Below are 23814 nucleotides of genomic sequence, written 5' to 3'. Positions count from 1 at the left end.
TTGCTGAGCGCCCGCTCACCTGCCCCATGCTACTTGCGGGTAACCAATGTGCACACCCTCTCCGGGAGGAGCGGCGAAGGTCACACTCCCGCCATCGGCCGGCACCGGTGGCCGTCGACGAAGGAAGCCCCCCGGCCGCGGCCGGGGGGCTTCCTTCGTCGACGAGGAGGTCAGTCGGTGGTGGCGAGCGCCTCGACCAGCGCCGGGGTCACCTGCTCGACCTGCCAGGGGCGGGCGCCGTGGGCCGCCAGGGCCTCGGACACCGTGTCGGCCTCCAGGCGCTGCGGCGGCTCCCAGCACAGCCTGCGGACCGTGTCGGGGGTGATCAGGTTCTCCTGGGGCAGGTTCAGCCCCTCGGCCAGCGCCGTGACGGCGGCCCGGGCCGCCGAGAGCCTGGCGGCGGCGGCCGGGTCCTTGTCGGCCCAGGAACGCGGCGGCGGCGGACCGGCCGGGGTGGCGCCCGGCTGCGGCAGTTCGTTCTCGGGCAGCGCCTTGGCCCGGTCCACGGCGGCCATCCACTGCTCCAGCTGGCGTCGGCCCATCCGCTGCCCGTAGCCGGGAAGGGCGGACAGCGCGCTCGCGTTGAGCGGCATGGCCAGCGCGGCCTCGACGATCGCCGCGTCCCCCAGCACCTTGCCGGGGGACACGTCACGCCGCTGCGCGATCCGGTCGCGGGACTCCCACAGCTCGCGCACGACGGCCATCTGCCGGCGTCGGCGCACCTTGTGCATGCCGGAGGTGCGGCGCCACGGGTCCTTGCGCGGGGGCGCGGGCGGAGCGGAGGCGATGGCGTCGAACTCCTGGTGGGCCCAGTCCAGCTTGCCCTGCCGGTCCAGTTCCTTCTCCAGGGCGTCCCGCAGGTCCACCAGCAGTTCCACGTCCAGCGCGGCGTAGCGCAGCCACGGCTCCGGGAGGGGGCGGGTGGACCAGTCGACGGCGGAGTGGCCCTTCTCCAGCGTGTAGCCGAGCACGCTCTCGACCATCGCGCCGAGCCCGACCCGCGGGAAGCCCGCCAGGCGGCCCGCCAGTTCGGTGTCGAACAAAGAGGTGGGGGCCATGCCTATTTCGCGCAGGCACGGCAGGTCCTGGGTGGCGGCGTGCAGGATCCACTCGGTCCCGGACAGCGCCTCGCCCAGGCTGGAGAGGTCGGGGCAGCCGACCGGGTCGATCAGCGCCGATCCCGCGCCTTCGCGGCGCAACTGCACCAGGTAGGCGCGCTGCCCGTAGCGGTAGCCGGAGGCGCGCTCGGCGTCGACGGCGACGGGGCCGGTGCCCGCGGCGAAGGCCGCGACCACCTCGGCGAGGGACTCCGCGTCGGCGACCACCGGGGGGATGCCCTCGCGGGGCTCCAGCAAGGGAACGGGCAACCCATCGGACGAAACCTCTTCGTCCGGGGGGCCGCCCCCGGTGGTGGTGCGCAGGTGTGCTGCGGTCTCTTGGGCGTCGGTCACCGGTCAAGGGTATCCGTGGATGTGGCGCGCCCGTCGCCGGAACGTTCCGGCGACGGGCGCGAGGGTGAGACCGGGTGGCGCGGGGGTGAAGTCGGGGTGCGGCGGGAGGCGGGTGACGGGGTGGGCGCGAACGTGTCCCGGGGGTTCCCCCGGGACGTCCCCCGGGAGCCACCGGGCGGGGTCAGTGGATGATTCCGGTCCGCAGGGCGACGGCGACCATCCCGGCCCGGTCGCCGGTGCCCAGCTTGCGGGCGATCCGGGCGAGGTGGGACTTCACGGTCAGTGCGGACAGGCCCATCGAGACGCCGATGGCCTTGTTGGACTGGCCCTCCGCGACGAGGCGCAGGACCTCGACCTCGCGGCCGGAGAGCTCTCGGTAGCCGCCCGGGTGGCTCGGGGCACCCGGGGGGCGGCGGTGCATGCGGGCGGCGGCGGCACCGATGGGGGCGGCGCCGGGCCGGGTGGGGAGCCCGATGTTGGTCCGGGTGCCGGTGACGACGTAGCCCTTCACTCCGCCCGCGAGGGCGTTGCGGACGGCGCCGATGTCATCGGCGGCGGACAGGGCCAGGCCGTTCGGCCAGCCGGCGGCACGGGTCTCGGAGAGCAGGGTGAGACCGGAGCCGTCGGGCAGGTGTACGTCGGCCACGCAGATGTCGCGCGGGCTGCCGACGCGGGGGCGGGCCTCCGCGATGGACGAAGCCTCGATCACATCACGTACTCCGAGGGCCCACAGATGGCGGGTCACGGTGGAACGGACGCGCGGGTCGGCCACGACGACCATGGCCGTCGGCTTGTTCGGGCGGTAGGCGACCAGGCTTGCGGGCTGCTCGAGAAGAACGGACACCTAGGCCTCCTGGGGGAGTGGCGGAACGTCTCGGCCGGGGGAAGGAAGCCGGTGCGCTCCGTGCTGATGGTCATTGACTCCTTCGGCACGTCACCCGCCCGGCTTTAGGGAATGATCACGATTTGGTGAGTAACAATTCGGGCAATTCGGACGCACGATCGATCAATGGATGATCAGAAGCCCGCAACGAATGCACGTTCTGGCACTCCGATGCGGGCTCGATCGGTCGACCCGACCCGGGACGCCGCCCCGGGAGAGCCCCGGACGGGGCCCTCGGTGCGGCCGGCCGGCCCCTCGACTACGGGTGGTGCGGACCGCGCCGCTGTGGCAGGGACACCACACCGGTGACGGTGTCCGTGGGGCCGACCGGCGGCAGCCCCGCGATTTGACACAGCAGCTCGCACCAGGCCGACAGATGGGCCGAGGTGTCCGGCACCCCGCCCACCCCCTCGCGCGGCGTCCACGAGGCCCTGATCTCGATCTGGGTGGCCGGTCGCCGCTCCGAGAGCCCGCCGAAATAGTGCGAGCTCGCCATGGTCACCGTCCCGCTGGGCTCGCCGTACGTCAGCCCGCGCGCCTCCAGCGCCCCCGTCAGCCAGGACCAGCACACCTCGGGGAGGAGCGGGTCCGCGGCCATCTCCGGCTCCAGTTCCGCCCGTACCAGCGTCACCAGGCGGAAGGTGCCCTGCCAGGCGTCGTGCCCGGACGGATCGTGCAACAGGATCAGCCGGCCGTCGGCCAGGTCGTCCTCGCCGTCGACGACCGCCGCCTCCAGCGCGTAGGCGTACGGGGCCAGTCTCTGCGGCGGCTTGGTGGGGTCGATCTCGATCCCCTGCCGCAACCGCGCCTTCTTCAAGCCGTCGACCGCCCGCCGGAACGGGAGCGGGACGGAGCTCTCCTTCGCGCTGTCCACACCGTCAGCGCCATCTGAAAATCGTCCCTGAGCCGCAGCCATGCGGGGAAGACTAGGCGGAACGAGCGGCCGGACGGCGCAGGGACACCCGCGCCGGGTCGGGCACTTCTTCGTACGTGCGAAGATTTGGGTCGTGAGTGCCAACGACCGCCCCAAGGGCCAGCCGAGTCAGACGTACGATTCCGCCTTCCTGAAGGCGTGCCGGCGGGAGCCGGTTCCGCACACCCCGGTGTGGTTCATGAGGCAGGCGGGGCGCTCCCTCCCGGAGTACCGGAAGCTGCGCGAGGGCACGCAGATGCTGGAGTCCTGCATGCGGCCCGACCTGGTCACCGAGATCACCATGCAGCCCGTGCGGCGGCACGGCGTGGACGCGGCGATCTTCTTCTCCGACATCGTGGTCCCCCTCAAGGCGATCGGCGTCGACCTCGACATCAAGCCGGGCATCGGCCCCGTCGTCGCCCAGCCGATCCGCCGCCGCGAGGACCTCGCACAACTGCGCGACCTCACTCCGGAGGACGTCTCGTACGTCACCGAGGCGATCGGCATGCTCACGGGTGAATTGGGCTCCACGCCGTTGATCGGCTTCGCCGGCGCGCCTTTCACCCTCGCGAGCTACCTCGTCGAGGGCGGCCCCTCGAAGAACCACGAGCACACCAAGGCCCTCATGTACGGGGACCCGCAGCTCTGGGCCGACCTGCTGGACCGCCTCGCCGAGATCACCTCCGCCTTCCTCAAGGTCCAGATCGAGGCCGGCGCCTCGGCGATCCAGCTCTTCGACTCCTGGGTCGGCGCACTCGCCCCCGCGGACTACCGCCGCTCGGTGATGCCGGCGTCGGCGAAGGTCCTGGAGTCCGTGGCCTCGTACGGCGTCCCGCGCATCCACTTCGGCGTGGGCACCGGCGAGCTGCTCGGCCTGATGGGCGAGGCCGGCGCGGACGTCATGGGCGTCGACTACCGGGTCCCGCTGGACGAGGCCGTGCGCCGCGTCGGCCCCGGCAAGGCGCTCCAGGGCAACCTGGACCCGGCGGTCCTCTTCTCCACCACGGAGGCCGTGGAGGCCAAGACCCGCGAGGTCCTGGACGCCGCCGCCGGTCTGGAGGGCCACATCTTCAACCTCGGGCACGGCGTCCTGCCGACCACCGACCCCGACGCCCTGACCCGCCTGGTGGAGCACGTCCACACCAGCACCAGGCGCTGACGCGGGGCCCTTCCCCGGGCCGCGTCCGTTCGTGACCAGCGGAGCCCCACCCGTCGTCGACGGGCGGGGCTCCGGTGCGTCGGGGGTCAGACGCCGGCCGAGCGGACCGCGGCGACCGCCTTGCGGGCCGCCACCAGGATCGGGTCCCAGACCGGGGAGAAGGGCGGGGCGTACCCCAGGTCCAGGGAGACGACCTGGTCCACCGTCATGCCGGCGGTGAGGGCGACGGCCGCGATGTCGACGCGCTTCGCGGCGCCGGCCCCGCCCACGATCTGGACGCCCAGCAGCCGGCCCGTGCGGCGTTCCGCCAGCATCTTCACCGTCATCTCGGTCGCACCCGGGTAGTAGCCCGCCGTGTTCGTCGAGCGGATCGTCGCCGTCACGAAGCGCAGGCCGGCCTCCCGCGCGTCGCGTTCGCGCAGTCCCGTGCGGGCGATCTCCAGGTCGCACACCTTGCTCACGGCCGTGCCGACCACGCCGGGGAAGGTTGCATAGCCGCCCCCCACGTTCGAGCCGATGACCTGGCCGTGCTTGTTGGCGTGCGTGCCCAGGGGGATGTGCCGCGGGCGGCCCGCCACCAGGTCCAGGACCTCCACGCAGTCGCCCCCCGCCCAGATGTCCTCGTGGCCCCGGACCCGCATCGAGAGGTCCGTCAGCAGTCCGCCCGAGTCGCCCAGGGGGAGGCCCGCCGCGCGGGCCAGGGCCGTCCGGGGTTCCACCCCCATGCCCAGCACCACCACGTCGGCCGGGTACTCGTCCCCCGCCGCCGTGGCCACCGCGCACGCGCGGCCCTCCTCGTCCGTGAGGATCCCCGTCACCTCGGCGCGGGACACCGTACGGATGCCCATGCCGTTCATCGCGGTGTGCACGAGGCCGCCCATGTCCGGGTCCAGGGTGGCCATCGGCTGCTCGCCCCGGTGCAGGACGGTGACCTCGAAGCCCCGACCGACCAGCGCCTCCGCCATCTCCACGCCGATGTAGCCCGCGCCGACCACGACCGCCCGGCGGCCCCGCGTACGCTCCAGGTCGTCCATCAGACGCTGCCCGTCGTCCAGGGACTGGACCCCGTGGACCCCGTGCGCGCCGATGCCGGGCAGCCGGGGGCGGATCGGGCGGGCGCCCGTCGCCAGGACGAGCTTGTCGTACGCCGTCCACGACTCCGCGCCCGAATCCAGGTCCCGGGCGCGGACGCGCCGGCCCGCGAGGTCCAGTTCCAGGACCTCGGTCCGGGTGCGCAGGTCGATGTCCCGGGCGCGGTGCTCCTCGGGCGTGCGGGCGATCAACTCGTCCCGGCCGGCGACCTGCCCGCCGACCCAGTACGGGATCCCGCACGCGGAGTACGAGGTGAAGTGCCCCCGCTCGAAAGCGGTGATCTCCAGATCCGCCGGACCCTTCAGCCGCCGGGCCTGTGACGCGGCGGACATGCCCGCCGCGTCACCGCCGATCACCACCAGTCGTTCCGCCGCCATCGTCCGCACCGTCCTCCACCGCCGCCGTCAGGTGGGGGACACGCTACGGGCCCTCGCCCGAAAGGGTGTTCCCTCAACGGTCGGAGTCGGCCCCGACCTCGGAGTCGGCCGCCTCGGGGGAGTCCGCGGCCCGCGACGGCTGCGCCGGCACCGTCACCCACTTCCGGGTCAGGCCCGCCTTCGGAGTCGCCGGGCGGAACCTGCGGTACACCCGGACGCCCACCGCCACCAGCGCGGCCGCCAGGGCGAACGGCAGGACGGCGCCCACCGCCAGGGCCAGGTACCGCACCAGGGTGGTGAAGACGTCCCAGCCGCCGTGCAGTGCGTCCATGAACGCCGGTTCGTCCTTCTCCTTCTTCTCCGGGGCCGCCCGCTTCGGGGCCGGCTCCGAGACCTCCAGGGTGATCGTGCCGAGCGCGGTCTGGTCCTTCAGCGCGGACTGCTGGGCCAGCAGCGACTCCAGGTCGGACTGACGCCGGCTCAACTCGCTCTCCAGCATGACCACGTCGGAGAGCGCCGAGGCCTTGTCCATCATCTCCCGCACCCGCGCCACGCTGGCCTGCTGCGACCGGACCCGGCTGTCGACGTCCGCGACCTTCTCCGTCACGTCCTGCGCCTCGACCTTCCGGTTCAGCAGCTTCCCGCCGCCCTCCAGCGCGCCCAGGACGGAGTCGAAGCGCTCGCCCGGCACCCGCAGGGTCACCGACGAGGTCATGCGGCCGTCGTCGTCGCGCCGCGTGGACTCGTTGCCGACGTACCCGCCCGCGTTCTCGGCCGCCGTGCGGGCCGCGGAGAGCGCCTTCTGCGCGTTCGTCGTCTCGATCGCCAGGGTCGCCGTACGGATGATGTGCGGGCGGACCGTCACCGGCTTCTGACCCGCGTCCGCCCCCGCCGAGGGGGCCGCCGCCCCGGGCTTGCCCTGGGCCGCGCCCTGCTGGGGGGCGGCCTCGCGCGGTCCGGCCGCGGCCTTGTCGGCGGACGCCGACCGGCCCTCGTCGCCGGAGGAGGCCGAGCAGCCGGTGAGCGCGAGGGCCCCGGCCAGGGAGAGCGCGGCCAACGTCGCCGCCGTGCGGTGTGCGTGGGTGGTCCCGCGTGTGGTGCCCATCAGTGTTACCCCCGAGGTTCGGCCGTCGTTGCCCGTTCGACGTTCAGGGTCCGGTCGCGGGTTTCGTTTCCGCGGTCCCGAGGTGATCCCGATGCGGTCACGGTCCGGCCTCGTTGATCGATCTGAGACGATGTGTCCATGCACGAAGCGGACACGCGTACGGATCGACCGGGCCCCTCCGGTCACGTCGTCGTCATCGGCGGCGGTATCGCGGGCCTCGCGGCGGCCCACCGACTCCTCGCCGACGGGCTCCGCGTCACCCTCCTGGAGGCCGGCCCGCGCCTCGGCGGCAAACTGCGCGCCGGTGAACTCGCCGGCCTGCCCGTCGACCTCGGCGCCGAATCGGTGCTCGCCCGCCGCCCCGAGGCGGTCGCCCTCGCCCAGGCCGTCGGGCTCGGGGAGGCCCTCCAGCCACCCGCCACCGCCACCGCCCACCTGTGGACCCGGGGCGCGCTGCGCCCCATGCCGCGCGGCCACGTCATGGGCGTGCCCGGCGACGTGGGCCCGCTCGCCGCCTCCGGTGTGCTCTCCAACGAGGGCCTGGCCCGGATCGAGGCCGAACACGCCCTGCCGCCCGCCGAGATCGGCGAGGACGTGGCCGTCGGCGAGTACGTCGCCGCACGGCTGGGCCGCGAGGTCGTCGACCGCCTGGTGGAACCGCTGCTCGGCGGCGTCTACGCGGGCGACGCCTACCGCATCTCGATGCGCGCCGCCGTCCCCCAGCTCTTCGAGGCGGCCCGCGCCCACGCGCTGCTCGGCGACGGGGTGCGGGAGATCCAGCGCCGGGCGGCGGCCCAACCCGGCCCGGCCGGGCCGGTCTTCGCCGGCATCGCCGGCGGCATCGGACGACTCCCGCTCGCCGTGGCCGAGGCGTGCCGCGCCGCCGGGGCGCGGATCTCGACCGACACCCCCGTGCGCGAGATCGTCCGTACGCCCGGAGGCTGGCGGGTGATCGCCGGATCCGAGGTCATCGAGGCCGACGGAGTGGTCCTGGCCGTCCCGGCCGGGGCCGCCGCCCGGCTGCTCGACGACCTCGCGCCCACCGCGGCCGCCCCGCTGCGCGACGTCGAGTACGCCTCCATGGCCCTGGTCACCATGGCCTTCCGGCGGTCCGACCTGCCCGCCGCGATCGCCGACGGCGGCGCCAGCGGTTTCCTCGTGCCGCCCGTGGACGGCCGGACCATCAAGGCCTCCACCTTCTCCTCCAACAAGTGGGCGTGGGCCGGGGCCGACCCCGACCTGTTCCTGCTGCGGACCTCCGTCGGCCGGCACGGCGACGAGGGCGACCTGGCGCGCGACGACGCCGACCTGGTCGAGATCTCGCTGGGGGACCTCGGCGCCGCCGTGGGCCTCGCGGCCCGGCCCGTCGCCTCCACCGTCACCCGCTGGAACGCGGGACTGCCGCAGTACCCGGTGGGCCACCTCGACCGGGTCGCCCGGATCCGGGCCGCGGTCGGCGCCCTGCCGGGCCTCGCGGTGTGCGGAGCGCTCTACGACGGGGTCGGCATCCCGGCCTGTGTCGCGAGCGCCGGCAAGGCCGCGGACACGGTGCTCGCGGGACTTCGAACGCGTTCGGGACCCCTGGCCACGACCACTGATCAGCACACGGGACAATAGGCACATGACTGCACCAGAGAAGATTCCCAACGCGGGGAAGAAGGCGAAGGACCTGAACGAGGTCATTCGCTACACCCTGTGGTCCGTCTTCAAGCTGAAGGACGTCCTGCCCGAGAACCGCGCCGGTTTCGCCGACGAGGTCCAGGAGCTGTTCGACCAGCTGGCCGCCAAGGACATCACCGTCCGCGGCACCTATGACGTCTCCGGCCTGCGCGCCGACGCGGACGTCATGATCTGGTGGCACGCGGAGACCTCCGACGAGCTGCAGACCGCGTACAACCTGTTCCGCCGCACCCGGCTGGGCCGCGCCCTGGAGCCGGTCTGGTCGAACATGGCCCTGCACCGCCCGGCCGAGTTCAACAAGTCGCACATCCCGGCCTTCCTGGCCGACGAGAACCCGCGCGACTACGTCAGCGTGTACCCGTTCGTGCGCTCGTACGACTGGTACCTGCTGCCCGACGAGGACCGTCGCCGCATGCTCAAGGACCACGGCATGATGGCGCGCGGCTACCCCGACGTGCGTGCCAACACCGTCGCGTCCTTCTCCCTGGGCGACTACGAGTGGATGCTGGCCTTCGAGGCCGACGAGCTGTACCGCATCGTCGACCTCATGCGTCACCTGCGTGCCTCCGAGGCCCGCATGCACGTCCGTGAGGAAGTCCCCTTCTACACCGGACGCCGCAAGTCCGTCGCCGATCTGGTGGCCGGGCTCGCCTGAGACCTCCCCTGGGGGGAAGGAACCGGAGGGACGCACCCCTGACACAGGGGCGGGCCTCCGGTGGATCGGGAGGCCCTGCCCCCGAAACGACGCAGCCGGAGATCCGCCCGGAAGTTCAGACGACAGGCGGCAGCAGGGCCCTGGGAGCATTCCCCGGGGCACGTGTCGCCCGGTCGTCCAGCGACACCGGTGCGGGCTCCGGATGCGGCGCGCACGTCAGACGCCGTCCACCGGTGTCACCGCTCAGCAAGTACCGCGCCACATGGGCGTCGACGCAGTCGTTGCGACCGCCGACCACCCCGTGGGCGCCCGCGCCCCGCTCCGTGACCAGGGCGGCCCGCGCGCCGAGCCGCCGTTGCAGCTCCAGGGCCCCCGCATGCGGCGTGGCCCCGTCCCGCTCCGCGGCCACGATCAGGGTCCGCGGCAGCCGGGAGCCCGGCCGCTCGCCCACCGCCACCGGCCGCTGCCGCTCCCGTACCGGCCAGCTCGCGCACGGCAGGTTCAGGAACGCGTTCGCCCAGGTCTCGAAGGGCGCCCGGCGCGCCAGCTCCGTGTTGTCCCGGTCCCAGGTCGCCCAATCGGCGGGCCAGGAGGCGTCGTTGCACAACACCGCCGTGTACACGGCCGTCGCGTTCTCCGCCCCGGCCGCCGCGGCCGGGTCGGCATCCGGTCCGGCCTGGTCCACGAGCGGGCCGGGATCGCCGCGCAGGAAGGCCGCCAGGGCCGCCGCCCGGTCCGGCCAGACGTCGTCGTAGTACGCGGCCCGCAGGAAGGCGGACTGCAACTCGCCGGTCCCGACCACCCCGCCGGCGGGCACCCGGGCCACCGCGCCCCGTACCCGCTCCCAACTCGCCCGCACCGCCTCGGGGGTGGCGCCCAGCCGGTAGGTGGCGTGGTGGCGGGCCACCCAGGCGCGGAAGTCGTACCAGCGCCGCTCGAAGCCGAGGGCCTGGTCGAGGTTGTTGCGATACCAGACGCGGCGCGGGTTCGGGTCGACCGCCGAGTCGAAGACCATCCGCCGGACGTGCCCGGGGTACAGGGTGGCGTACACCGCCCCGAGGTAGGTGCCGTACGAGGCGCCCAGGAAGGTCAGCTTCCGGTCGCCGAGCGCGGCACGGAGCACGTGCAGGTCCCGGACGTTGTTCAGCGTCGTGTAGTACGGCAGGGCCTCGCCGGAGCGTTCCGCGCAGCCCCGGGCGTAGGACCGCGCGGCGGCGCGGCGCTCCGCCTTGTACGCCGCCGAGGGGTCGGCCGGGACCCGGGTGGGAGCCTTCGGCCGCTGCCCGGGGGCCCGACAGGACAGCGGGGCGGACCGGCCGACGCCGCGCGGGGCGTAGCCGACCAGGTCGTAGGCGGCGGCGAGGTCCCTCCAGGCGGGCAGCGCGGCGACGAGCGGGAAGAACATCCCGGAGCCGCCGGGGCCGCCGGGGTTGTGGACCAGCGAGCCCTGCCGGGGCGCCTTCCCCCGGCCGGTGGCGGCGGCCCGGCTGACGGTGAGGGAGATCTGCGGACCGTCGGGGCGGGCGTAGTCGAGCGGCACCCGCAGGGCGGCGCAGCGGACCGGCGCGGGCAGCTCCTCGACGTCGGGGCAGGCGCGGAAGACGAGGGGACTCCGGGCGGCGCGCCCGGCGACGAGCGCGGCGCCCGCCTCGGCGGCCCGATCCCCACCGACCGGCGGCGCCGACCCGGCGGCGAGGGCCGGCGCGGGGGCGGCCAGGGCGAAGGAGAGCGCCAGCGCGGCGGCGACCCCGTGGCGTGCGCGCGTCTTCCGCATGGCGGCCCCTTCATCTCATCGGCTGGTCCGATCAGATGCCGCCGCGAGCCCCCTGTAAAGGATCACCCGCCGGTGTCGGGCTCCCGTACCCCCGTTGCCGCGCCCCGTGCCCCCGCTTGCCGTAGGGGGCGCTGAGGCCCTCAGGAGCTGCTGGAGGAGCAACTGGACCCGGACGAGCTGCTGCAACTGGAACTCGACGAGGAACAGCTCGAACCCGACGACGAGCAGCTCGAACCGCCCCCGCTCCCGCCGCAGCCGGACCCGGAGGATCCGCAGCCGGACCCGCCGCCGGAGCAACTCGCGCCGCCGCCACCGCAGCCCGACCCGGACCCGGAGGATCCGCAGCCCGAGGTGCCGGTGGCGCTGCCCGCGCACCACACGAGGACGGGCAGCATGTCGTCCCCCGACCCGGACGAGGCGTGCGACCGGTGCGGGCCCGTCCTGGCCCGGGACTGGGCGGCGGCCAGCCGGGTGCTGCGCGCCGCGGGCACCAGCTGTTGGCGCAGGAACGGGTCGCGCAGGCCCCGCAGCCCGAACAGGGCGGTCTGGACGTGCGGGGTGTGGTCGTTGAGGTAGTGGGCCCGGAACTCGCCCAGCGCGGCCCGCCCCGAGGGCGTGACCCGCCGTCCGGCCCGCCGGGCCGCCACGCTGCCGAGCACGATCCCGCCCAGCAGGGCCGGGAACACCAGCACGATGAACGGCACCCGGGGGCCGGTCGCCATGGCCAACGAGACGATGGTGAGGGGCAGCGACAGCACCAGCAGCAGGCCGCACGCGGCGGCCTGAAGGATGCCCCAGAGCCGCCAAGGGCGTCCCGTACCGGGAGGGGAGAGCAGCCCCCGGTGGGCCAGGGCGTCGCCGATCTCCTGTACGGAGGGGTCCGACATGGCCGCGTACCGCACCTGGTACAGCCAGCCGGAGGGCGCCAGCCGGAGCGCCAGCAGGACCGCGCGTTCGGCGGCGTCGTGGGCGCGGGCGCCGGGCCGGGCCTGGGCGATGCCCGGGCCGCCGACCACCAGACGGCCGTCGCCGAACAGCGACACGAGGGCGCTGTCCACGACCGCGCCGGGCCCGCCCGCGATGAACGCGGCCTCCGACAGGTCGTGCAGCCGGTCGGACGGGGCGGCCGGGGGCCGCGAGGCCCGCAGCCCCCGCAGGAGCAGGACGGTGGAGACGATGACGCCGATCCAGACGGCGACGGCGAGGATGTTCACGCTGCTCTCCCCACCAGGTTCCGCGCCCAGCGCACGATGCGGCGCGGCGGCCGCGGCCCGGCCCGGTCCCGCCACCAGAGGGTCAGCCTTCGGCGGGCGGACGGGTCCGCCGGAAGGTCCTGGATCAGCAGGTGTTCGGCGAAGTCCAGGGCGTCCCGGCGGTACCCGTCCGTCATGGGTCGGTGGCGCGCGTACCCGAGGAAGGCGGTGCGGTACGCCTCCTCCCCGCCCAGGATCGCGGGCAGTTCGGGCGCCACCTTCGCCACGACCGACGCCCGCTTGGCGGCCAGCGCCCGCGCCTGCACCCGGATCCGCTGCCGGTCGAAGCCCTCGGGTACCGGGGTGCCGGCCACCAGCGCCGACAACAGCGCGGCCTGCTGCAACCCGACCCGCGTCCGCGCCCGCTCCGGCGGGGCCGGCACGGGGCGGGTGGAGGGGGTGCGGGGACCGGCGGGGCGCGCGGCGGCGTGGCCGGCGTCCAGGACGGCCCGGATCGCGGCGAGTTCGCCCTCCAGCTCGCCCTCGGGCGGGAAGTCGTCGTCGCGTTCCAGCAGCACGCCGGCCGGCTCGAACCGGCGGCGGAGCTCCGCCAGCACGTCCAGCACCACCGGCGGCACGGGGTGCGCGTGCGTGTCGTGCCACACGCCGCCCCGCTCCACGCCGCCGGCGACGTGCACGTACGCCAGGGCCTCCGGCGGGATCGCGTCCAGCACCGCCGCCGGGTCCTCGCCGCGGTTCACCCGGTTCGTGTGCAGGTTCGCCACGTCGATGAGCAGCCGTACCCCCGTACGCTCCACCAGCTCCGTCAGGAACCGGGCCTCCGTCAGCTCCTCCCCGGGCCACGAGAACAGCGCGGCGATGTTCTCCAGCGCCAGCGGCACCGGCAGCGCGTCCTGGGCGATCCGGACGTTCTCGCACAGCACGTCCAGGGCGTCGCGGGTGCGCGGCACCGGCAGCAGGTGCCCGGCCTCCAGCGCGGGCGAGGAGGTCCGTACGAAGGCGATGTGCTCGGTCACCAGTGGCGCCCCCAGGGCCACCGCCCGCTCCCCGAGTGCGGCGAGCTTCGCGGCGTCGGGGCGTTCGGCCCCGCCGAGCCCCAACGAGACGCCGTGCGGGACCACGCGGACGCCCCGGTCGAGCAGCCGGCCGAGCGACGTGGGCAGATGGCCCGGGCAGATGTTCTCGGCCACCACCTCGACCCAGTCCAGGCCCGGCAGCCGTTCCACCGCGTCCGCGATCTCCGGCCGCCAGCCGATGCCCACTCCCAGGTGTGCCATGGGCTTCATGTCCCCCGCCCCCTTTCCTCGGTCCCTCTGCCCGTGTCATGGCCCCGACGCAGTCGCGCCAATCCGCAGGAGGGGACGTTCAGAGCAACATTTGAGGTTCCTCGCGGACGGCGGGAGTCCGGATGTCGGGACGGGTGGCGTTCGGCGGGTGCGCCCCCTGCGGCCGCGCGGGGCCCTACAGTCGCGCGCGCAGGGCCGGGTGGTCGGAGACCACCGTGCAGGATCCCGGCGCGATCTCGGTGAAACCGGCGTCCCGGACCACCGGCAGCCCGCTGCCGCTCAGCTCGGCCCACCGCTCGCGCGGGGCGGTCCGTACGGCCAGCCGGAAACCGCGGTCGCGCCACGCGGCGCGTTCGGCGGGCTCCAGTTCCCACCACGCCAACTGGGCCGCGTGTCCGGCCTGTGCCATCGCCTTGCCGGCCGACATGTCGAGGTCCGGGTTGAGCCACAGCACCGGGACGCCGGGCGCGGCCGGCGGGACCGGCTCCGGGTCGTCCAGGTCGGTGCCCGACACCTGGAGCTTGGCCAGTTCCTTCGGCCAGCCGTCGAGCGGCACGGGCGGGAAGACGCGCACCTCGACCTCCGACGAGGTCGGCGCGGACGCCGGCGCGGGAGCCGCCGGCGACGCTTCGGCGGACGGCTCCGGCGAGGCCTCGGCGGGCGCGTCCGGCAAGGTGGGTGCGGAGGTGCGCGGGGCGGCCTCGCCGCGGACCGTCACGCCCGGCAGGGTTCCCGCCTTGCGCCACTCCGCCCCGCGCGCCCGCCGGACCACCTTGCGGATCCGGGCGTCCTGCCAGTCCCGTACGGCCTCGGCCCATTCGCCCTCGCCGTGCGCGCGGTCGTCCGTCAACAGCACCAGCACCGCGCGGGCCGCCGTCTCCAGCGCGGCGGTCCGGGTCGGCGGCGCCGACTTCTCGATCCGAACGACCAGCGGCAGCACGAACTGCGGGGCCTCGTCACGGACGGCGTGCTCCCGCCGGAAGGGGCTGTCGGCCCCGACCGCGGGAACGGGGGCGGGGGTGGGGGCGGGGTCCCGGAGGGTGTCCCGCGCGGGTCCCCGCGCGGCCTGGGTGTCGTCGGTGCTCATCCGGCCAAGTTTGCCGGCCTCCGCCTCCAGGATGATGTCGCAGGGGTCCCCGGCGGGCGAGGATCGGGCGCATGAAGAGTGATCTTTTCGCGTCCGAGAACCTGGTCCAGCCCGCAGCCGCCCCCGGCATGACCCTGCAGAACGCCAAATCCGTCAAGTACGCCGTCAACGGCGAGATGCTCGCCCGCCAGGGCTCGATGGTCGCCTTCCGCGGCAACCTCCAGTTCGAGCGCAAGGGCCAGGGCATAGGTGGCATGCTCAAGCGCGCCGTCACCGGCGAGGGCCTCGCGCTGATGTCCGTACGCGGCCAGGGCGAGGCATGGTTCGCCCACCAGGCCGGCAACTGCTTCATCATCGACTTCGAGCCCGGCGACGCGCTCACCATCAACGGCCGCAACGTCCTGTGCTTCGACCCCGGCCTGTCCTACGAGATCAAGATGGTCAAGGGCGCGGGCATGACCGGCGGCGGCCTCTTCAACAGCCTCTTCACCGGCACCGGCAAGCTCGCCGTCGTCTGCGACGGCAACCCGATCATCATCCCGGTCACCGCCCAGGCCCCGGTGTTCGTCGACACGGACGCGGTCGTCGGCTGGAGCGCTTCCCTGGACACCGGACTGCACCGTTCCCAGTCCGTGGGGTCGATGATCCGCGGCGGCTCCGGCGAGGCCGTCCAACTCAAGCTCAGCGGCGAGGGCTTCGTCATCGTCCGCCCGAGCGAGGTCACCGAGGCGACCTCGGGCCATTGAGACGGACGGCGACGTCGCGGCCGGCGCGGTGGCCCGCCACGTCGCCGCGCGGCGCGGCTGAGTACGCTCGGAGTCATGGACCAGCCCCAGCAGGAGACCTCGTACTGTCCCGCCCCGGCCGCGCCCGCCGAGTCCGTCGTGGTGGCCGGACCTCCCTACGCGGACTGCCTGGAGTGCGGCGAGCCCACCGAGTACGGGGTCGCGACCCCGGGCGTGGTGCTGTGCCCGGTGTGCGAGTGGCAGGAGGCGCAGCGCACCGCCTGCTCGGGCTGACCCCGTACCCGGGTCCCGTACGCGGACCCCGTACCCGGTTCGCGCACCGGGGTCCCGCGTCCGCTGCCCGCTCGTGGCCCGCTCACTTCCCGATGAGCTCGGACACCTTCACGAAGCGGTAGCCGCGCTTGCGCAGCTCCGGGACGATCGTGTGGATGGCCTCCTCGGTGACGGGTGCGGCGCTGCGCGTGCAGTGCATGACCACCACGGAGCCGGGCTTGACCCCGGCGAGCACCTGCTCGGCCACCGCGTCGGGGTCCTTGGCGAAGGCGTCCCCGCTGACCACGTCCCACTGGACGGCCGTCACCCTGGCGGTGGCGATGGCCCGCAGCGCCTGGTCGTCGTAACAGCCTCCGGGGAAGCGGAAGTACGGGACGGTGTTCACCGCGCCCGCCGTGCGGAAGGCGGCGAAGGCCCGGTCCACGTCGGCCCGGGCGGCGGCGCCGTCGAGGGTGGGCAGTCCGTAGCAGGGGGACTTGAAGGCGTGGTGGCTGTACGAGTGGTTCGCGATCTCGAAGTTCGGGTCGGTGCCGATCGCCTTCGCCTGGTCCGGGTACTCCTCGGCCCAGCGCCCCGTCATGAAGATCGTCGAGGGCACCTTGAGGGTGCGCAGGGTGGAGATCAGCTCGGGGTTGTCGAACCGTTCCCCCGAGGCGGCGCGCGGCCCCTGATCGGAGGTCATGTCGGCGTCGAAGGTCAACGCCACCGTCTTGTCGGTCTGCCGCCTCGCCCGTTCGAAGACCGGGGTCAGGCCGTTGGGGCCGGGGGCGATGGTCGGGGCCTTGCCGGGCGCGCCGGGCCGCGGCGCCGCCGAGGAGCCCGGGGTTCCGGGAGAGGGGGAGGGGGACGCGGGGGTCGATGCCGCACGGGTGCCCATACGGGCCTCGCCGCCGGCCTGCGACGTGCCGGTGCCGCCCGCGCATCCTGCGAGGGCGGCACCGAGGGCGGTCACGGCCGCGACGGTGCGCACTGAGACTGAAATGGTCACATGAGCAAAATATATGACTATGTGGCAAGTAGTCGTTTGCGGCACTCGTCCACGTCGAAGTCACCCTTCGGGTACCGGGGCGCCAAGCCCTCCAGGTGCTCCAGCAGCAGGGTGCTGATCGCCCAGTCGCGGTACCACTTGCGGTCGGCGGGGACGACGAACCACGGCGCGGCGTCCGTGGAGCAGCGCTCCAGGGCCAGTTCGTAGGCGTGCCGGTACTCGCGCCACAGGAGGCGCTCCTCGATGTCGCCCCGGTTGAACTTCCAGTGCTTGTCCGGATCGTCGAGACGCGCCAGGAGCCGCTTGCGCTGCTCCTCGTAACCGATGTGGAGGAACACCTTCACCACGGTCACCCCGTCCTCCGCCAGGGACTCCTCGAACCGGTTGATCTGGGCGTACCGGCGGCCCAGTTGGCTGCGCGGCACGAGCTCGCGGACCCGGGCGATCAGGACGTCCTCGTAGTGCGAGCGGTCGAAGATCCCGATCTCGCCCGGCGCCGGGAGGGCCTTGGTGACGCGCCACAGGAACGGGTGGCCCAGCTCCTCGGGTGTCGGCGCCTTGAACGCCCTGATCCGGCAGCCGGACGGGTTGAACTGGCCGATCACGTGCTTGACCGTGCCGCCCTTGCCGCTGGTGTCCATGCCTTGGAGCACGAGCAGCACCCGCCGGCGGTCCCCGGCGGTGGACGACGCGTACAGCCGCTCCTGCAGGGAGGCCAGCGGCTCGGCCATCCGGGCGATCGCCTCCCGACCGGCCGCCTTGCCGGTGGGACCGACCGGGGTGCCGGCGGGGTCGAAGCGGCGGAGGTCGAGCCGCTCGCCCGCGGGAACCCGCAGGGCCTCCCGCAGGAGCGGGACGCTCCGCGCCCCCGCCCCGTCCCCGCGCCCGCCCTTCCCCCGGCTCTTCCCCTTGCCCTTCTTCTTGTCCTTCTCCTTGCCCCTGGTCCCGTTCTCGTCCTCGGCTTCGGGCGTGTTGCGCTTCCTGGCCACCTCTACCCCAATCGCGTCGGCTCCGTCCGATGGTGCAACACATCGAACGCGCTCGCGATGCGAGGTCGGCGGCTCAGTGCCAGGGGCCGGTCACCGCGAACGTGGTCCCCGGGTCATAGGCGTTGACGTACATCGTCCGCCGGTCGGGGGAGAAGGTGACCCCGGCGAACTCCCCCCACGCCGGGGCGCCGGGCCCTCCGATGTCGTCGGCGTTGCGGGCCATCGGGTAGACCTCCCCGCCGAGGGTCACGCCGAACACGTACTGGGCGCCGCCGCCGTCCTCGCACACCATCAGGCCGCCGTCCGGCGCCAGGCAGATGTTGTCGGGGGAGTCCCCGGGCAGTTCCACGTCGGAGGCCGGTCCGAAGAGCACGTCGAGCCGGAGCCGGGCCCGCAGCGGGTCGTAGAACCAGACCTGCCCGTGGTGGTCGGCTCCGGCGCCCTCGCCGGAGCGGGCGTAGCTGGACACGAAGTGGACGCCGCTGCCGCCCCAGTAACAGCCCTCCAGCTTCTGGGCGTGGGTGATCCCGCCCCGCCCGAAGTCCTGGAGGCGGATGGGGGTGTCGGCCGCCGAGGGATCCGGAACGGGCACCCACTCGACGGGGAACTCGGCCCCGGGCTCGTCCACCACGGCCAGGTCCGGGAGCCCCCGGACCCGCAGGGCCTCCAGGGTCCCGCCGGCCCGCAGGGACCCGGGGCCGGCGAGGGGGCGGGCGGGCAGGAAGCGGTAGAACAGCCCGAAGGGTCGGACGAAGGCGTCCTCGGTCTCGTAGACCACCCCGGTGTACGGGTCCACGGCGACGGCCTCGTGCGCGAAGCGGCCCAGCGCGGTCAGGGGGACCGCGCCCGAGCGGAGCGGGTCGACGGGGTCCACCTCGAAGACGAAGCCGTGGTCCTCGGTGTACCCGGCGGTGCCGGCCCGGTCCTCGGTCTCCTCGCAGCTGAGCCAGGTGTTCCAGGGGGTGCGGCCCCCCGCGCAGTTGACGGCGGTGCCGGCGAGGGCGACGCGTTCGGCGGTCACCCGGCCGGTGCGGTCGAGCTCCAGGACGGTGCAGCCGCCGAGCGCCCGGGGATCGTAGGTCAGCCCCTCGACGGCGGGGACCCGGAGCGCGGCGGTGGTCCGGTTCTCGTGGTTGCGCACCAGGCGGACGGCTCCGCCGGGGCCCGCCGCGAAGGCGGCCATGCCGTCGCAGTTGGCGGGGACGGGGCCCTCGCCGGAACGGAGCGGGTCGCCGGCGCGCGAGAGGACCCGGTACGAGAACCCGGCGGGCAGATCGAGCAGCCGGCGGGGGTCGGGCACCAGCGGGCCGTACCCCCGGGTCACCGGCTCCGCGCCGGCCGCCCCGGCGAACAGCGCGCCGAGGGATCCGCCGAAGGCGATGCCGATGCCGCCGGCGGTGAGCAGGCTGCGGCGGGTGACGGACATCGGCAACTCCCGGCGGTGGCGTCTGACATGTGACCGGGCCGTGGTACCACGCGGCCCGCCCCGCATCCGCCCGACGCGGCTCCCACCGGTGGGGTGTCACCCCACCGGGTGCCCGGTCCCGTCCCGTCGAGGCCCCCGTCGCATCCCGGTCACCGGCGTCGGTCCGGGCGCTCCGGCCGGAGGGATCCGGGGGCGACCCGCTCGGGCCGCGCCCCGGGACGCCGGTGTCAGAGCAGCTCGGCGGAGAGGGTGATCGTCGTACCCGACAGGGCCTGGCTGACCGGGCAGTTCTTCTTGGCGTCCTCGGCCGCGGCGGCGAAGCCCTCGGCGTCCAGACCCGGGACCTCGGCCCGTACCGTCAGGTGGATGCCGGTGATGCCCTCACCGGGCTGGAACGTCACATCGGCCTTGGTCTCCACCCGGGTGGGCGGAGTGCCCGCGCCGTCCAGGCCGTGCGAGAGCGCCATCGAGTAGCAGCTGGAGTGCGCGGCCGCGATCAGCTCCTCCGGGCTGGTCTTGCCGTTCGCGGCCTCGGCGCGCGAGGGCCAGGAGACGTCGAACGAGCCCTGACCGGAGGAGTCGAGGGTGACGACGCCGGCGCCCTTGAGCAGGCTGCCCTGCCAGTCGGTGTGGGCGGTACGCGTGGTGGCCATGATGGATCCCTTCGCAGAGGTGGCAACGACCGGGCCGACCCGCACGCGATCCTTGGACGATCCGTACGGGAGGGGGCCCGGCGTTCCCCAACCTACTGGGCCACCAGTGGCTTCGCGTCGCGCGCCAGGGCGGTGAGCCGGGATATGGCCCGGAAGTACTTCTTCCGATAGCCGCCGTTGAGCATTTCTTCACTGAACAGCCGGTCGAAGGGCAGTCCCGAGGCGAGTACGGGGACCTCCCGGTCGTACAGCCGGTCGGCCAGGACGACCAGGCGCAGGGCCGTCGACTGGTCGGGGATCGGGCCGACGTCGGTCAGGCAGACCGCCGATACCCCGTCCGTGAGCGCCCCGTAGCGGCTCGGGTGCACCTTCGCCAGGTGGTCCAGGAGCCCCGGGAAGTCGTCGAGGCTCGCGCCCGGGGTCGCGTACGCCGCCTTGGTGACCTGCTCGTCCGAGAACGGCGCGGGCGCCTCGGGCAGGCCCCGGTGCCGGTAGTCCTGGCCGTCGATGCGCAGCGGCCGGAAGTGCGAGGACAGGCCCTGGATCTCCCGCAGGAAGTCGGCGGCGGCGAACCGGCCCTCGCCGAGCTTGCCGGGCAGCGTGTTGGAGGTGGCGGCCAGCGCCACGCCCTGCTCCACCAGGCGGCTCAGCAGCGAGGACACCAGCACGGTGTCGCCCGGGTCGTCGAGCTCGAACTCGTCGATGCACAGGAGCCGGTGCCCGCCCAGCGTCCGCACGGTCTGCTGGAAGCCCAGGGCGCCGACCAGGTTGGTCAGCTCCACGAAGGTGCCGAAGGCCTTCAGCGCCGGTTCCGCGGGGGTGGCGTGCCACAGGGAGGCGAGCAGGTGGGTCTTGCCGACGCCGTAGCCGCCGTCGAGGTACACCCCGCGCGGGGCGGCGGCGGGCGCGGCGGGCTTCTTCGCGAACCAGCGCCGCTTGCCGGAGCCGCTCGCGTGGGCCCCGCCCAGACCGGCCGCGAAGCCGGCGAGGACGGTGACGGCCTCGGACTGGCTCGGCTGCGTCGGGTCCGGGTCGTACGTCTCGAAGCGCACCGAGTCGAAGCGCGGCGGCGGCACCATCTCGGCGACGAGCCGCTCGGCGGGCACGTGCGGGGCGCGGGCGCACAGCGCCTGGGGCCCCTCGTCGGCTATCGGCGGCTGCCCGGCGGCGGCGGAACCAGAGGTCGAGACAGAGGTGGACACAGCCCTTAACTCTACGGGGCGTGCCACACTGCACCGATGCGACGCCTGTTCCCTGTGACCGATCAGACATCAGCAGCCCGGAGCGACCGCGAATGGTCGTTCGACGAGCTCGCGGACGCGTACGCGTACCCGGCGCTCGACGCCGGCGCCCACTGGCTGCGGGCCAACATGGTCTCCACTCTGGACGGGGCCGCCCAGCACGACGGCCGCTCGCAGCCCATCTCGGGCGAGACCGACATGCGGATCTTCGGCACCCTGCGGGCCCTGGCCGATGTGGTGGTCGTGGGTGCGGAAACGGTTCGCCAGGAGGGGTACCGGCCCGCCCGCGCCCGCGAGGCGTTCGCGGCCCGCCGCAGCGCCGCCGGTCAGGGCCCGGCCGCCGCCATCGCGGTGATCACCGCCTCCATGGATCTGGACTTCTCGCTGCCGCTCTTCACCTCCCCCCTGGTGCCCACGCTGGTGCTGACCGGTGCCGGGGCACCCGCGGAGCGGGTCGCGGAGGCCACCCGGGCCGGGGCCGAGGTCGTGGTGGCGGGCGACGGGTCCGCCGTGGACCCCGCCCGGGCGGTGCGGGAGCTCGCGGCCCGGGGGCTGCGCCGCCAGCTGACCGAGGGCGGGCCGAGGCTGCTGGGCCAGTTCGTGGCCGCCGACGTGCTGGACGAGCTGTGCCTGACGATCTCCCCGACGATGACCGCGGGGGGCGCCCAGCGGATCTCCGGAGGGCCTTCCGTCACGGTTCCGCACCGGCTCGCGCCCGCCTGCGTACTGGAAGAGGCCGGGTTCCTCTTCACCAGTTACCGTCGGATCTGACAAGGGGCGGAATTTGTCGTTCCGCTTAGCTTCCGCTGGGCACACTACCTGCGCGGCCCCGTGTGACAGCGGGGCAGGATGGTTTCCGCAGGGGCCGGCTCGACCGGCCTCGGCCCATGAAGGAGAGGGCGTCCGTGTTCACGAGCGTATTGATGATCGAGCAGCCGCTGACCACGGTGGACGTGGACTTCGTCACCACCCTGCACGGAGACGACCAGGTCTCCTTCGTCGTCCTCATGCAACCCCGGGGTGACCAGGACCGCCTGCTCCGCGCCATCGACGACGTCGCGCTCGGCGAACTTCCCGAGGCCGTCCACGAGGGCGAGGAACCCGAGGGGGAGGCCGCCCAGGGCCCCGCCGCGCAGGCCCTGGCGCACTCCTTGAACGCCCTGCGCCACAAGGGGGCCAACGCCACCGGCCAGATCATCGGTGCCCACCCCCTGGACAAGCTGAAGGCCGTCGTGGAGGAGACGAACGCCGACGAGGTGATCGTCCTGACCGCGCCGCACTTCGTCGAGGAGTTCTTCCACCGGGACTGGGCCTCCCGCGCACGGCACAAGGTCGGTGTTCCGGTGCTCAAGCTCTTCGCCCACAACGAATAGGCTGGGCCCGGTTCACCTCTCGTACTCGATTCCTGGAGCGACCTGAATGAAGCCCGGCCTGCCGACCGCCATGGAACGGCCCCACTTCATCGGCATCGGCGGCGCCGGCATGTCCGGCATCGCGAAGATCCTCGCCCAGCGCGGGGCCGAGGTGGCCGGAAGCGACTCCCGTGACTCCGAGACCGCCCGGGCGCTGCGCGCCCACGGCGCCACGGTCCACATCGGGCACGCCGCCGAGCACCTCGCCGACGACTCCACCTGTGTGGTCGTCTCCAGCGCCATCCGGGCCGACAACCCGGAGCTGGTCCGCGCCGCCGAACTGGGCATCCCCGTCGTGCACCGCTCCGACGCCCTCGCCGGCCTGATGGACGGCCCGCGCGCGATCGCCGTCGCCGGCACGCACGGCAAGACCACCACCACCTCGATGCTGGCGGTGTCCCTCTCGGCCCTGGGCCTGGACCCCTCGTACGCCATCGGCGGCGACCTCGACGTCCCCGGCTCCAACGCCCACCACGGCGCGGGCGACATCTTCGTGGCCGAGGCGGACGAGAGCGACCGCAGCTTCCACAAGTACACCCCGCAGGTCGCGATCATCCTCAACGCGGAACTCGACCACCACGCGAACTACGCGTCGATGGAGGAGATCCACGAGTCCTTCGAGACCTTCGTCGGCAAGATCGTCCCCGGTGGCACCCTCGTCATCGCCCACGGCCAGGAGGGCGCCGCCGAGATCGCCCGCCGGGTCGCCGACCGGGACGGCCTCACCGTCGTCACCTACGGCGAGGAGCCCGAGGCCGACGTCCGGATCACGAAGATCACCCCGCGCGGCCTGACCAGCGAGGTCACCGTCGTCGTCGACGGCCGGATGCTCACCTTCACCGTCTCCGTGCCCGGCCGCCACTACGCGCACAACGCCGTCGCGGCCCTCGCCGCCGGTGTCGCGCTCGGCATCCCCGCCCACAACCTGGCCTCCGCCCTCGGCAAGTACACCGGGGTCAAGCGCCGCCTCCAGCTCAAGGGCGAGGAGGCCGGCGTCCAGGTCATCGACTCCTACGCGCACCACCCGACGGAGATGACCGCCGACCTGGAAGCCATCCGCGGCGCCGCCGGGGACTCCCGCATCCTGGTGGTCTTCCAGCCCCACCTCTTCTCCCGCACCCAGGAACTCGGCAAGGAGATGGGCCGGGCCCTGGCCCTCGCCGACGCCTCGGTGGTCCTGGACATCTACCCGGCCCGCGAGGACCCGATCCCCGGCATCACCAGCGAGCTGATCATCGCCGCCGCCCGCACCGCGGGCGCCGACGTGAGCGCCGAGCACGACAAGGCGGCCGTCGCCGACGTCATCGCGGGAATGGCGAAGCCCGGTGATCTCGTTCTCACCATGGGCGCGGGCGACGTCACGGACCTGGGTCCCCAGATCCTCGCCCGGCTGTCGAACTGAGGGAGCGG

Annotated in this window: 22 protein-coding genes; 8 read left to right on the top strand and 14 right to left on the bottom strand. The window is 73.8% G+C overall.

Going from position 1 to position 23814, the window contains the following annotated elements:
* Window positions 1-170 precede the first annotated feature (170 nt).
* From OG906_RS09195 to OG906_RS09185, 3 genes are all read right to left on the bottom strand, one after another.
* Window positions 171-1451 carry a ribonuclease D gene (locus OG906_RS09195; RefSeq protein WP_329441639.1) on the bottom strand — a complete coding sequence of 427 codons (1281 nt, stop codon included), beginning with the start codon at window positions 1449-1451 and terminating at the stop codon, window positions 171-173.
* A 181-nt stretch (window positions 1452-1632) separates the two neighbouring features.
* Window positions 1633-2295 carry a helix-turn-helix transcriptional regulator gene (locus tag OG906_RS09190; protein WP_007267191.1) on the bottom strand — a complete coding sequence of 221 codons (663 nt, stop codon included), beginning with the start codon at window positions 2293-2295 and terminating at the stop codon, window positions 1633-1635.
* 298 nt (window positions 2296-2593) lie between these two features.
* On the bottom strand, window positions 2594-3250 hold the full coding sequence (locus OG906_RS09185) for a DUF3000 domain-containing protein (protein ID WP_053684722.1): 657 nt from the start codon (window positions 3248-3250) through the stop codon (window positions 2594-2596).
* Between the two features lie 91 nt (window positions 3251-3341).
* On the opposite strand from OG906_RS09185, the gene hemE reads away from it, so the two are divergent.
* Window positions 3342-4406: a uroporphyrinogen decarboxylase gene (gene hemE / locus OG906_RS09180; protein WP_053684724.1), complete on the top strand. Its 1065-nt coding sequence runs from the start codon at window positions 3342-3344 to the stop codon at window positions 4404-4406.
* 86 nt (window positions 4407-4492) lie between these two features.
* Here the strand turns inward: hemE and OG906_RS09175 are convergent, their stop codons facing one another.
* A complete protein-coding gene (locus OG906_RS09175) occupies window positions 4493-5875 on the bottom strand; it encodes an FAD-dependent oxidoreductase (protein ID WP_329441636.1) in 1383 nt (460 codons plus the stop codon).
* A gap of 73 nt (window positions 5876-5948) precedes the next feature.
* Window positions 5949-6980 (bottom strand): DUF4349 domain-containing protein, encoded by a 1032-nt coding sequence (locus OG906_RS09170; RefSeq protein ID WP_329441635.1) that lies wholly within the window; start codon window positions 6978-6980, stop codon window positions 5949-5951.
* A gap of 138 nt (window positions 6981-7118) precedes the next feature.
* Between OG906_RS09170 and hemG the strand changes: the two genes are divergently transcribed.
* Complete coding sequence (gene hemG / locus OG906_RS09165; RefSeq protein ID WP_329441633.1) at window positions 7119-8597, top strand: protoporphyrinogen oxidase; 1479 nt, start codon at window positions 7119-7121, stop codon at window positions 8595-8597.
* 4 nt (window positions 8598-8601) lie between these two features.
* The gene (gene hemQ, locus OG906_RS09160; protein WP_053684732.1) at window positions 8602-9315 is read left to right on the top strand and encodes a hydrogen peroxide-dependent heme synthase; all 714 of its coding nucleotides are present in this window, start codon (window positions 8602-8604) and stop codon (window positions 9313-9315) included.
* Window positions 9316-9430: 115 nt separating this feature from the next.
* On the opposite strand, the gene OG906_RS09155 is transcribed toward hemQ, so the two are convergent.
* From OG906_RS09155 to OG906_RS09140, 4 genes are all read right to left on the bottom strand, one after another.
* Entirely contained in the window at window positions 9431-11089 is a 1659-nt protein-coding gene (locus tag OG906_RS09155) for an alpha/beta fold hydrolase (protein WP_329441630.1), read from the bottom strand.
* 140 nt (window positions 11090-11229) lie between these two features.
* The gene (locus OG906_RS09150) at window positions 11230-12303 is read right to left on the bottom strand and encodes a TIGR04222 domain-containing membrane protein (RefSeq protein ID WP_329441628.1); all 1074 of its coding nucleotides are present in this window, start codon (window positions 12301-12303) and stop codon (window positions 11230-11232) included.
* Window positions 12300-13580, bottom strand: a complete 1281-nt coding sequence (locus tag OG906_RS09145) for a DUF692 domain-containing protein (RefSeq protein ID WP_443067451.1) — start codon at window positions 13578-13580, stop codon at window positions 12300-12302. The genes OG906_RS09150 and OG906_RS09145 overlap by 4 nt, the downstream gene beginning before the upstream one ends.
* Before the next feature lie 184 nt (window positions 13581-13764).
* Window positions 13765-14676, bottom strand: a complete 912-nt coding sequence (locus tag OG906_RS09140) for an aminoacyl-tRNA hydrolase (protein ID WP_329441624.1) — start codon at window positions 14674-14676, stop codon at window positions 13765-13767.
* 71 nt (window positions 14677-14747) lie between these two features.
* Between OG906_RS09140 and OG906_RS09135 the strand changes: the two genes are divergently transcribed.
* A complete protein-coding gene (locus OG906_RS09135; RefSeq protein ID WP_267796878.1) occupies window positions 14748-15422 on the top strand; it encodes an AIM24 family protein in 675 nt (224 codons plus the stop codon).
* A gap of 75 nt (window positions 15423-15497) precedes the next feature.
* A complete protein-coding gene (locus tag OG906_RS09130) occupies window positions 15498-15695 on the top strand; it encodes a hypothetical protein (RefSeq protein ID WP_329441621.1) in 198 nt (65 codons plus the stop codon).
* A gap of 82 nt (window positions 15696-15777) precedes the next feature.
* Here the strand turns inward: OG906_RS09130 and OG906_RS09125 are convergent, their stop codons facing one another.
* The 5 genes from OG906_RS09125 to zapE all read right to left on the bottom strand — a co-directional run bounded on the left by OG906_RS09125 (window position 15778) and on the right by zapE (window position 20953).
* A complete protein-coding gene (locus OG906_RS09125) occupies window positions 15778-16677 on the bottom strand; it encodes a polysaccharide deacetylase family protein (protein ID WP_329447975.1) in 900 nt (299 codons plus the stop codon).
* 23 nt (window positions 16678-16700) lie between these two features.
* A complete protein-coding gene (locus OG906_RS09120) occupies window positions 16701-17531 on the bottom strand; it encodes a PPK2 family polyphosphate kinase (protein ID WP_329447974.1) in 831 nt (276 codons plus the stop codon).
* 214 nt (window positions 17532-17745) lie between these two features.
* Window positions 17746-19098: an alkaline phosphatase PhoX gene (locus tag OG906_RS09115; RefSeq protein ID WP_267796880.1), complete on the bottom strand. Its 1353-nt coding sequence runs from the start codon at window positions 19096-19098 to the stop codon at window positions 17746-17748.
* Between the two features lie 227 nt (window positions 19099-19325).
* Window positions 19326-19751 (bottom strand): OsmC family protein, encoded by a 426-nt coding sequence (locus OG906_RS09110; protein WP_267796881.1) that lies wholly within the window; start codon window positions 19749-19751, stop codon window positions 19326-19328.
* Between the two features lie 92 nt (window positions 19752-19843).
* Window positions 19844-20953, bottom strand: coding sequence for a cell division protein ZapE (gene zapE, locus OG906_RS09105; protein WP_329441618.1), 1110 nt, complete (start codon window positions 20951-20953; stop codon window positions 19844-19846).
* A gap of 36 nt (window positions 20954-20989) precedes the next feature.
* On the opposite strand from zapE, the gene OG906_RS09100 reads away from it, so the two are divergent.
* The 3 genes from OG906_RS09100 (at window position 20990) to murC (ending at window position 23806) form a co-directional block, all read left to right on the top strand.
* Window positions 20990-21763 (top strand): pyrimidine reductase family protein, encoded by a 774-nt coding sequence (locus tag OG906_RS09100; protein ID WP_329441616.1) that lies wholly within the window; start codon window positions 20990-20992, stop codon window positions 21761-21763.
* A gap of 134 nt (window positions 21764-21897) precedes the next feature.
* The gene (locus OG906_RS09095; RefSeq protein WP_267796884.1) at window positions 21898-22365 is read left to right on the top strand and encodes an indole-3-glycerol phosphate synthase; all 468 of its coding nucleotides are present in this window, start codon (window positions 21898-21900) and stop codon (window positions 22363-22365) included.
* Window positions 22366-22411: 46 nt separating this feature from the next.
* Window positions 22412-23806: a UDP-N-acetylmuramate--L-alanine ligase gene (murC, locus tag OG906_RS09090; RefSeq protein ID WP_329441613.1), complete on the top strand. Its 1395-nt coding sequence runs from the start codon at window positions 22412-22414 to the stop codon at window positions 23804-23806.
* Window positions 23807-23814 lie beyond the last annotated feature (8 nt).

Source organism: Streptomyces sp. NBC_01426 (assembly GCF_036231985.1).
Taxonomy (GTDB): Bacteria; Actinomycetota; Actinomycetes; order Streptomycetales; family Streptomycetaceae; genus Streptomyces.
The sequence above is the reverse complement of the archived record's forward strand: the minus strand, read 5'-3'. Positions and strand labels throughout refer to the sequence as shown.